The organism is Streptomyces sp. NPDC001508, from assembly GCF_040298665.1.
Lineage (GTDB): Bacteria > Actinomycetota > Actinomycetes > Streptomycetales > Streptomycetaceae > Streptomyces.
In genome coordinates this window covers 91,459-102,152 of record NZ_JBEPAP010000031.1, presented here as the reverse complement: position 1 = coordinate 102,152, position 10,694 = coordinate 91,459, and the positions used below count along the sequence as shown (strand labels likewise).

Here is a 10,694-nt window from a genome sequence, read left to right as displayed (position 1 = left end):
TGGCGCCGCCCGCCCCGGCCCCCGGCGGCTTGCCGGGCCCGGCCCCGGGGCGCGGGGGGGGGGGGGCGGGGCGGGCGGCCGGGGGGGGGGGGGGGGGGGGGGCCCCCCCCCCCACCCCGCTCGGTATCGTCGGCGGCCACGGCGGCTCGCCGTGGACCCGCACACGACCGGCACCGGAAGCAACGACGGGCCGTAAGGTTAGGCATATGAACGATCGCATGGTGTGGATCGACTGCGAGATGACCGGTCTCTCGCTGTCCGACGACGCGCTCATCGAGGTGGCCGCCCTGGTCACCGACTCGGAGCTGAACGTACTCGGCGAGGGGGTGGACATCGTCATCCGTCCGCCGGACTCGGCGCTGGAGACGATGCCCGAGGTGGTACGCCAGATGCACACCGCGTCCGGGCTGCTCGACGAGCTGCCCGGCGGCACCACGCCGGCCGACGCGGAAGAGCAGGTCCTGGCCTACGTGCGGGAGCATGTGAAGGAGCCGGGCAAGGCCCCGCTGTGCGGCAACTCCGTCGGCACCGACCGCGGCTTCCTGCTGCGCGACATGCCCACGCTGGAGGACTACCTCCACTACCGGATCGTGGACGTCTCCAGCATCAAGGAACTCGCCCGCCGCTGGTACCCGCGCGCGTACTTCAACAGCCCGGAGAAGAACGGCAACCACCGCGCCCTCGCCGACATCCGCGAGTCCATCGCGGAGCTGCGCTACTACCGCGAGGCGATCTTCGTCCCCCAGCCGGGCCCCGACTCGGACACCGCGAGGTCGATCGCGGCCAAGCACGTCCTGCCCGCGGCACGCTAGGGCGTGTTTCGAAAGTCCCGTCTGGCCCGCGACGCCTGGCACGGCACTCCCCCAGCCTTCGGCCGGGAGGTGCCCCCACGCCGCGTTGTCGGGATCGCCCGCGTACGCCCAGTACGCGGACGACCCTCCGCCTTGCGATGCACCGCACCAGACACCGCGGGCCCCGCCCTCCGGGCGGACAACGCTACTTTCGAAACACGCCCTAACCGCCGACGCCCCGGCGGAGGGTGCCGTGAAAGGCGTGCGCGAGCACCCCTTCGGACCCTGTACACTTTTTCTCGGCCGGTCAGGGACTCCACACAGTAACCGCCGGTCGTGGTGGGTGTAGCTCAGCTGGTAGAGCACCTGGTTGTGGTCCAGGATGTCGCGGGTTCGAGTCCCGTCACTCACCCTCACCCAGGAGGCCCCTGGCCTGCGGAAACGCAGGCCAGGGGCCTGTCTGCCGTTTGGCCACGGCCGAACCACGGCCCCTCCACCCGCGATTCGAGTCGTCCGGGAAGGAGCGGTCGCCGTAAATCCGCATGGAACCTCACTTAGCGCATGCCTTCAGTTACACATTGTGTAAGTTTTTCGTGCATCGATCCGCCGCTGAGTGACGGGACCTGATCAGAGCCATGCGACCGTCCAACAGCAGGTCACCGCGCCGGTCGATGCAGCCGACAGCTGTTCCCGCGTCCGTGCCCGTCCATGGATGGTTGAGAAGTGCCGCCGTGACTCGCCGGCGCCCGAACGCGTAGGGCGCGGGCGCGATGAACCAACGGCAGAAGCTGGGATCAGAGTCGTAGACGGCTGTGGCCATCAACGGCGCGAAGAACTCCCCGGGCAAGGTGACGCGTTCGAGAAGTGGCTGGTGCACCGCATGGACCAGGTGCCACGCGCCGGTCTTCCGGCACACTCGCCGTGTTGGCGAGGGCCGGCAGCCGAGCCACCTCAGCTGCGGCCGACAGGGATGCCGGTGCCCCTGCTGGCGGAGGCGCTTGGAGACCCGTTGCCGCGTTGCAGGCCGTTAGCCTGTCGGTATGTCAGATCGTGTCATGCCCGGTCGCCCGGACGGCCTGATCACCCTGGGGGCCGCGGACGCTCTATGGGTCGATCTGACGGCCGACAGTGCTGTGCCGACGGCGTCTGGGGCATTCACCTGCCCTCCCGCCCGCGCCCGGGCGGGGTACGTCCTGCTCGGCGGTCATGTGGTGGCGACGGTGAGGGTGAGCGGCGGTCAGTGGAGTGTTCCGGAGGCCCGGGTGCGCCGGGCGGCCGCGGAACTGAACGCGGTAGGGATGGATCGGCAGGACCTGGTCCGCGTCGGTCCGTTTCGTGGGGCGCCGAGGCAGGAGTGCACCGAGGAAACACCGCTGCGTTGGCGCTGGCGCATCACGGGGGAACTACAGGAGCTGAGCGGCCCCGAGCGGGCAGCACGGCGTGAAGTCGGCCGGCCGTACCATCTGGCGGGGATCGACTGGCGACAGATACTCGTGGAGCAGACCCGCGACGGGACGCAGCGGACGTGGTGGCTGCCGCGCGCTGTGGTCAGGCTGCTCGATGCGGCCGAGCACACCGAAACGCAGTGGCTGCAAGCCGCGCGGACCCACCAGGCACGCGCAGTCGCCACCGAGCCACCCTCCCACCCCCGACAGGCCCGAGCCGCCGACGGCCGACAGTCGACGAGCCCCGAAGCCCGCACCGCCTCACTGCGCCCGTACAACAAGGAGTTGGAAGGCCAGCGGTACTCGGTGCTCAGCAAGAGGCCCGGTACCTCCCGCAGGGTGGCCGGGTGGGCGTGCGCCGTCTGCCGCACCGCGCCCGCCACCGTACTCGACCACTGCCATGAGCACGGCTACGTCCGCGCCCCCCTCTGCCAGTCCTGCAACACACAAGAACGCCCCGACCACCTCTACAGCAACGACATCCGCGTGGCGAACCGCTACACACGCCTCTTCCACACCGACACCGACCACTGGCTCCGCCACTGGCACCGCTGCCCCGGCTGCCGCGCACGCACCACCCTTCCCCTGCCACACCTCGCCGCATGGACCGCCCACACAGCCTGCCGATCGCTGCGCCCGACCCACCGCGCCCCCCGCGGACGCAAGCCCTGCGGTGTCCTGCGCGTGTCCTGGACCGGCAGTCAGAACGCGCCCCGTTCCTGCCTGCTCACCGTCGCCGTCGACTTCTGCCCCTCCGGCGAGCACCGTGTTCTGGCGCGAGTCCCCTACCGCGAAGCCGCCGAGCAGTTTCGTGCCTGGCTGGCCGAGACAGCCCCCGCCGTAGCCGCCGCGGCCGGTCCTGACCCCTTGGACGGCCTCCCTGCCCAGTTCCGGCCAGTCATCGCGGACACCAGCGGCGAGGATCTAGAACTGTTTTGAGCGGGCACCGGAGCCGTCGAAGGTCTACGGGTTGCTTCCCGGTACTTCGACTCGTTGACGTGGTATGAGGCGTTGCGAAATGAGTTGATCGGCCCCGTTACAGGCGAAGCTGAGAGAGGTGGAAGCGTACCTGAACGAGCGTCAGCGTCGGCTGCCGTAACGGGGCGGAGGCCCGGCAACTCGGTCACGATGGAATCGCCGCCGCCGCACTCGCGGTGGGCCTGTCCCGTCACACGGCCCTGCGTACCCTGCTGCGCATCCCGTTGCCCACCGGGCGGGTGCCTCGCGTGATCGGCGTCGACGATTTCGCCCTGCGCCGGCGGCACCGCTATGCCACCGTCGAGATCGACGCCGAGGCCCATGAGCGGATCGACGTGCTGCCCGACCGCACGGCCGACACGCTGGAAGCGTGGCCGCGCGAGCATCCGGGTGCCGCGTGACGAGATCTTCCAGACCCTCATGGAAGCGATGGCCGCCGGGGCGGCGGCCCGCGACGACGTCGATCTCAGCCTGGTCAGCGTGGACTCGACGTCGCCCGCTCCCTGGGATGACACCGCCGTTCCAGTCGGCCCCAGGGGGCTCGGGCACTGACGCCGACTCACCGGTGGATGCCGGTCGGCACACCGTGGTGGACGGATCGATCCGACAGCCACCGGACGCCGGTTCAGGCGCGGGTGAGGTCGGACAGGAGCGCGGGCAGGAGGCGTTCCTCCATGACCGCACTGCCCGACTCCTCCATCGCGAGGGTCAGTCCGGGGTCCCAGGGGCTGGCCGCGGGCGGTCCCGCGAGCGGGGTGGACTCGCCCTCGACGAGTGCCGCCGTGTAGTCGGCGGCGGTCATCCGCCAGGGCTGGGCACCGTGGCGGGCCACGGCGTCCGCGGTGATGCGCAGTCCGGCCCGGTCGAAGTCGGCGCGCCAGTGCAGCCGGGTTCCCGCTCGTACAGCGTCGCCGAGCAGTTTGTGGCAGGCGGCGGACGGGACGCCCTCGGTGCACACGAGGGCGGCACCGGTGTCCTGGAGTTCGCCGGCGGCGGCGCGCAGTACGGCCGGGTTCTCGCAGACGTAGATGGTGCGGGCGGCGGGGACGACGGGAGCAGTGGCGAGTTGGTGGAGAGTGAGCCGGAAGGGGATGCCGAAGCCAGCGGCATCGCGCAGCCAGTCACAGACCACAGTGTCGCCCTCGGCCCCGATGTTGAGGACGAGTACCTGGCTGGCGAGGTCGTCGGCGATGGCCCCGGCGCTCTCCCACAGGGCTCGCCGCCCGGCCCGCTCACGCGGGACGACACGGCCGTCGCCGGCGCGCTGGGCGAGGGCGCGCAGGACAAGCTGTTCGAGCGGGGCACCCGGCACGAGGGCCTTGGTGTCGCCGGTGGCCCACTCGGCGAGCACCGGAAGCGGCAGGACACCGGGAACCCGGTAGGGGGAGCCCGCACGGTGTTCCTCGTCACCGGTCAGTCTTTCCAGGACGCGTACCGCCGCGTCCAGGAGCGGCGCGTCTTCCCGGCGTACAAGGCGGGTGAGAGTGCCGTCGGCGGCGATGCGGTCAAGCCAGGCGGCGAACCATCCCTGCCCGGCGAGCCGACTGGAGTGGGCCGACGTCAGGGCCTGCTCCCGGCGGGCCTGTTCGTCGGCCCGTTCGGCCGGCCGGTCGCGCAGCGGACCGTGGAGCTGGCCGAGGGTCTGGAGGAGACCGGTGCCATAACGGTCGTACAGATACCCGTCCAGGTCACGCAGGGGTACAGCGAGGCGCTTGACGGTCGCGGGCCGGTAGCGGCCGGTGATGCCGATGACGGTGCGGCGCTCGGCCTCGCTGGGCCCCGTGAGCCCGATGTCGCCGTCGAGCGCGCCGCCGGTGCGCTCCAGTCTGCGGCGGGCGGCGGCGATCAGGCGGGTCCATCCCCCGCCCCGCAACTCGTTGTACCCATGGCTTTCACTCTGCTCAGCCGACAACCGCGGCCTCCTTGGGCGTCGGGGCGCGCCGGGTGCCGGGCGAGCCGAGGGCGGCGGTGAGGTCGCCGGTGTCGTCGGCGAGAAGCCGGTCGCCGTCCCAGACGAGCAGAAGCGCGGAGACGGTGTGGTCGACGGCGGTGTGCGCGAGGTCGTAGTGGGCGGCGGCAGACACGGAGGCGTGGGCGGCCCACAGGTCGTACCCGGTCATGAACAGGTCGAGGTCGAACTGGGCGGCGAGTGACATGAGTTCGCCGCGCCCGGTGTCGTCCACTCCGGCGAAGGCCTCGTCGAGGGCGAGCAGGCGCGGGGCGTGCGGGTCGGCGGAGTTGAGCATTGCGTGCGCGGCGGCGAACAGCGGCAGGTGCAGCGATACCGACTGCTCACCGCCCGACAGTCGGCTGTGCCGGGCGCGGGTGAGCCTCTCCTCCGTCTTGTCGGGGCGTACCAGCTGGAACGCGAACTGCCGCCAGCGCCGGTAGTCGAGGACCTCGGCGAGCAGTTCGCGGTAGGGCTGGTCGCGATGGCGGGCACGGGCGGTCTTGATCTGCGCGGCGAAGTGGGTGCGCACCCGAGCGAGACCGTCGGGGCCGAGGCGGGCGGCGTCGGCGTCGAGGAGGGCGCAGACCGCGCGCTGCTCGTCGTCGAGGTGATCGGCGAGCAGCCAGCTCACCCCGACCGTGGTCCCCGAGGACATGGTGCGCCGGCGCATGTCGGTGTTCATCCGCCTGATCAGGTCGCGGGCGTCGACCGTGCGGTCGTGGATCTGCTGGGCGAGCCGGGTGAGCAGGGCGTCCTCCAGGATGCGCTGCTCGGACTCGGAGAGCAGTTCGGCCTGGTCACGGCGGTGGGAGGCAATCTTCTCGGCAAAGGCCGCCACGGGCAGCGGGCCCTCCTCGTCGGCCACACGGACGAGGATGACGCCGTCGGAGCCGTCCCATTCAGGCCGGTAGTCCTGTCCCGCGGCGGCGAGCTGTGCCTGCAGGTCGTCCAAGGCCTTGGTGAGACGGGTGACGGACTGCTTGAGGCTGGTCTCGGTGGGGGTGAGGTCGCGGGTGGCGGACAGGATCGCCTCGTGTACGGCGACCACGGCCGGCGGGAGTGTCTCTCCGGTCCAGTCGGCCTCCCGGGCGGGCCAGGCGAGGCCGGGCGGGCAGCGCAGGATGTCGAGGAGTTCACGGGCGGCGTACGGGCGCAGCCCGCGGGCGGTGTCCTTCTCCTCCGCCGCGGCGACCGCCCCGGCCTCGGCGGCGGCCGTACGGCGGGCCTCGGCCGCCGCGGTGCCGGCGATGGCGGCGTGCTGGGCCGTACGAGCCGCCTCGGCCTCCCTCACCAGGGCGTCGATCCCGTCCTCGGTCTCCTGCACCTGGCGCATCACCTCCTGCGCCTCGGCCCCGACGGCCGTCTGGAGGGCTTCGAGTCCCGCGGCCTCCTCGGTGTGCCGGCGGCGCGCCGCGCGCTCGGTGTCCGCCGCCGCCTCCTCGTCCTCGGCGGCGGCGCCGAGCCGCTCGGCGGCGGCCTCGGCCGCCTCGCTCTGGCGGGCGTGTTCGCGGCGGCGGGCGGCGAGTTCGCGGACCGCCGTCTCGAAGGCGCGGGTGGCGGTCTCGACGGCGTCGACGCGTTCGATCTCGATGGCGTGCTCGGCCGCGGTGCGGCGCAGAGCGCGTTCGGCGACCGAGCAGGCGGCCACCGACTCGTCGTACGAGCCCTGGGCGGCGTCGGCGGCGTCGCGGGTGGCGCGCAGCCTCGCCGCGGCCCGGTCGAGCTCGCGCAGTGCCTGCGTGATGCCGGTGGTGCGGGGCAGGGCGGCGCGGGCGGCGGCGTACGCCTCCAGGGCGGCATCCGTACGGGCCTGCAGGCGCGCCAACTCGTCGAGCTGGGCGGAGAGTTCGCCCAGCAGTACCTCGCAGGCGGCGATCCGGGCGGCGCGCCGGCGGGCGCGGGCGGTCGCGCCGACGTACTCGGCGTGCTCCTTGGTGTGGGCGCCGACCAGGACACCGGCCGCGTAACGGCCGTCGGGGCCGATGTGCGGGATGCCGGTGTCGAGGTCGCCGGTGACGGCGACGGAGCGCAGTACGGCGGTGATCCGGGCGGCGGTCGGGATCACGATGCCGGCTCCAGGGCTCTCGGGGCTCTCGGGGCTCTCGGGGCTCTCGGGGCGCAGGAGATCGGCGAGGCTCGGTCCGTTCACCGGGGCGCCGGCACGCAGGTAGCCTTCGCTGTGCCCGGCCGCCACGGGGGTGTCCTCGGCGGTGACGAGTGCGTCGAGGAGGCCCGACGCCTCCAGGGCCGCTTCCAGGTCAGCTCGGTGACGTTCCGTCAGATCTTCTTCGAAGTCGACGAGTTGCCACAATGGGACGCCGTCACCGGGTGCCCGGTCGGCGGTGCGGCCGCGGGCCGGGGGCGGGGCGTCGTCGTGTTCGGCGGCGATCCGGCCGCGTTCGGCCTCCGTCTCGGCGCGGCGACGCTCGACGTCGGTGCGCCGGGCGCGCAGGGAGGCGAGGGTGTCACGCAGTTCCTGCACGGCGGGAGCGGTGGCCTCGGTGAAGGCGTCGGCGAGCGTGTCCGCCTCGGCCTCGCCGGTGCGTTCGAGGGCTCCGGCGAGTCGGCCGGACCCCTCCTCGGTCAGGAGCTCGCCGTGCGCCTGCGTCCACTGGCCGAGTGCCGTACGGGCCTGCTCGCGGGCGGATTCGAGGGCCGACTCGGCGGCGGTCTCCGCGGTCTCGGCCGCGGTGACGGCCTCCTGCGCGCGGTCGAGGGAGACCCGGGCAAGGTCACGGGTCTGCTCGGCGCCGCGTGCCGCCTGCTGGGCGGCGCGCACGGCCCGGACGCCCTCGTGGCGGGCGGCGGCGAGTGCGGCGGAGCGTTCGGCGGTGGGGGTCCCCCCGCTCGAGCGAAGCCGAGAGTGGGGGAGGGCGGGCTCGGCGTCGGCCGGGGTCCAGGGGAGGCCGGCGGTGTAAGCGTGGTCGGCGACGGCGGCGGCGTCCCGGGAGACGGCGGCGTCGAGTTCGGCGGCGAGCCGGGCAGCGTGTTCGGCCTCGGCGCGGGCGCGGCCGGTGGCGGCCGTGCGGCGTTCGCGTTCGGCGCTCGCCTGCCGGGCGGTCTGCTCGCAGGTGCGCACCAGGCGTTCCAGGTCGGCCAGTTGCTCGACGGCCTGGTAGGCGGCGGAGGAGCGCAGCTGGTCGAGACGGGCGCGCTGGGCGGCGAGCGCGGCGTCGGCCGACTCGGCGCGCTTCTCGGCGGCGGCCTGCTGTTCCCGGGCCGCCGTCAGGTCCGTGGTGGCGGTGCGCAGCGCGGCGGCGCGCGCGGCGGTCTCGACGCGGCGGGCGGTGAGCCGGTCCGCGGCGGCGCGGGCGTGGACCCGCAGATAGGTGGAGTAGCTCGCGAGGAAGGCGCGGGTGGCGTCGTCGGCGGCGGCTAGCCCCTCCAGCGTGCGCTGCACGGACTCCATGTCGTCGAAGGAACGGGCCGCCTCGGCGATCAGGTCGTCGTCGAGCGGGCGCAGGCCGACGGTGAGGGTGTCGGAGAGCTTGGCCGGGTCGAGGTTCTTGGCGAGCTGCGGGCGGCGCAGGGTGAGGATCAGGGTGAGCAGTTGCTCGTACCGCTCCGGGCCGAGGCCGAACAGGCGCTGGTCGACGGCGGCACGGTAGTCGGCCGTGGAGGTGATCAGCTCACGTCCGAGTTCGGCGCCGAGTTGCTTCCTCGTCATCGGCCGGTCGTCGTGGGTGAGGAGGGAGAAGTCCTCACCGACGCGGCCGTCGGCGACGAAGTGCCAGCGGGCGGGTGTGTCGCGGTGCCGCTGGGCGTGCAGCCCGATGCCGCAGGTGACGGCCTCGCCGGTCTCCCGGTGGGTGAACTCGATCCAGACGTAGCCGAGCGCGCTGTCCTGCCCGCGGAAGAGCAGGTTGGACTTCATCGTGCGGTCCTCGGCGGCGAACGGGTTGAGCCGCTTGGGGTCGATACGGCCGTCGAGGACGAACGGGAACAGGACCTCCAGCGCCTTGGTCTTCCCGGACCCGTTGGGGCCCCGCAGCACCAACCAGCCGCCCGCGAAGGAGAACTCCTCGTCCCGGTAGTCCCACAGGTTGATGATCCCGGCGCGGGTGGGGACGAACCGGGCTGAGGGGGTGGGAGCGGGGGTGCTCACGGAGTCGGGTCCTTGGCGATGTCGGTGAATAGGGGTGTCTGAGAGGGCGGTTGGGCCGCCGCACGGGTTCTCACGCGGGCGGTGACCCCCCGGTAGCGGGCGAGCAGCGGAAGCGCGAGGGCCCCGCCGTCGACCCGGGCGATCAGCGACATGGCGGCCAGCAGATCGAGCGCCTGGTCCAGCAGCCGGTCCGGGTCGCCGCGCAGGTCGGCGGCGAAGCCCGCGCCGTACTCGGCGGTGATCTCCTTGAGCTTGCCCCGGAGCCAGGAGTCCGTGACGAAGGGGTAACGGGTCTCTGCCGGCTCCTGCCCCTTGTCACCGGGTGCCGCGTACGCCGTCGACGCCTCCTCCGGCTCTGCGAGTCCGGCGAGTTCGGCGACCGGACCGCGCGACGGCAGAGCCGCGTCGATACGCCGGGCGCGCGCCGCGAGGCGTTCGGCGGCGGTGGGCGCGGGCAGCCGTTCGAGGGCGTGCCGTCCGGAACGCTGGACGGCGGCGCTGATCCGGGCGGCCAGCAGCAGCGCCGCCTGCGCGACGGTACCGCCGCCGGGGAAACGGATGTCGGACAGCCTGCCGGAGGAGTCGATGAGCGCCACGCCCTCGGCCCGCCGCTCCACCGTCAGCCCGGTCAGGCGTTCCAGGTCCTCGGCGAGGGCGGGGGCTCGCAGCTGACCCAGGAGTTCGGTGTCGGCGTCGGCGTAGTACGCGACCGGATTCTCCAGCACCAGACGGCGAGCCCGGCGGGCCTGGTCGCGACGCTGGGCCGCACGCCCTGCGGACATGCCCAGCGCACCGGCCGAGTCCAGGAGCGCGGTGACCGAGGTCAGGTGCTGCAGGACGCGGGTCGGGTGATGGACGGCGAGGAGGATCTCCCGGTCGATGTCGTACAGGGCCTCGGCCCGCTCGGGGTCGCCGGCCCAGGCTGTGGCGGAGCCGTCGGCGAGAGTGAGCGCGCCGCGCTCGGTGAGCCAGGTGACGGCGTCGACGAAGGCGTCCCGGTCGGGCTTGCGCGCGGTGTCGAGGCCGAGTCCGTCGATGCGTACGGCGTCGGCGGCGACCGCGTCGGCCAGCTCGCCGAGCGCCACCTGCGCGCCGTGACGGCCCAGGGCCGCGAGGGTGAGGACGAGGTAGGCATAGCGGCGGCGGTCGAAGGGCCGTCCCGCGCGGGTGAGGGCTGGGCGGGTGGCGTCCAGGCCGTCCTGGGCGCGCTGGAGCCGGGCGGTGTCGGCGGTGGTGACGAGCCGGTGGCCGAGCACCTCCATCAGGTCGGTGCGCAGTTGGTCGGCCCAGCGGCGCACGGTCGCCAGCGCCGCCTTGTCCGGGTACCCGGGTGTGATCAGCGGATGCCGCAGGACGAGCCGCACCGCCTTCTGGTAGTCGGCGAGTTCGAGCGGGGAGACGCCCTCGGCGACGCGGCTCACGCG

General features: G+C 73.2%; 5 protein-coding genes, 1 tRNA gene and 1 pseudogene. 4 read left to right on the top strand and 3 right to left on the bottom strand.

Going from position 1 to position 10,694, the window contains the following annotated elements; translation table 11 throughout:
- Nucleotides 1-206: 206 nt before the first annotated feature.
- The 4 genes and pseudogenes from orn to ABT245_RS25980 all read left to right on the top strand — a co-directional run.
- Entirely contained in the window at nt 207-812 is a 606-nt protein-coding gene (gene orn / locus ABT245_RS25995) for an oligoribonuclease (RefSeq protein WP_351737496.1), read from the top strand.
- A 318-nt stretch (nt 813-1,130) separates the two neighbouring features.
- A tRNA-His gene (locus ABT245_RS25990) sits at nt 1,131-1,203 on the top strand.
- A gap of 628 nt (nt 1,204-1,831) precedes the next feature.
- A complete protein-coding gene (locus ABT245_RS25985) occupies nt 1,832-3,175 on the top strand; it encodes an endonuclease domain-containing protein (protein ID WP_351737494.1) in 1,344 nt (447 codons plus the stop codon).
- A gap of 203 nt (nt 3,176-3,378) precedes the next feature.
- A pseudogene (locus tag ABT245_RS25980) lies at nt 3,379-3,606 on the top strand (transposase); the annotation flags it as partial.
- Nucleotides 3,607-3,839: 233 nt separating this feature from the next.
- Here ABT245_RS25980 and ABT245_RS25975 read toward each other — a convergent pair.
- Genes ABT245_RS25975 through ABT245_RS25965 form a run of 3 tightly spaced genes read right to left on the bottom strand, consistent with a single transcriptional unit; the run spans nt 3,840 to nt 10,691 of the window.
- Nucleotides 3,840-5,126, bottom strand: a complete 1,287-nt coding sequence (locus ABT245_RS25975; RefSeq protein WP_351737492.1) for a TIGR02679 family protein — start codon at nt 5,124-5,126, stop codon at nt 3,840-3,842.
- Nucleotides 5,116-9,270, bottom strand: coding sequence for a TIGR02680 family protein (locus ABT245_RS25970; RefSeq protein ID WP_351737490.1), 4,155 nt, complete (start codon nt 9,268-9,270; stop codon nt 5,116-5,118). Before ABT245_RS25970 ends, ABT245_RS25975 begins: the two co-directional genes overlap by 11 nt.
- The gene (locus ABT245_RS25965) at nt 9,267-10,691 is read right to left on the bottom strand and encodes a TIGR02678 family protein (RefSeq protein ID WP_351737488.1); all 1,425 of its coding nucleotides are present in this window, start codon (nt 10,689-10,691) and stop codon (nt 9,267-9,269) included. Before ABT245_RS25965 ends, ABT245_RS25970 begins: the two co-directional genes overlap by 4 nt.
- Nucleotides 10,692-10,694: the final 3 nt, after the last annotated feature.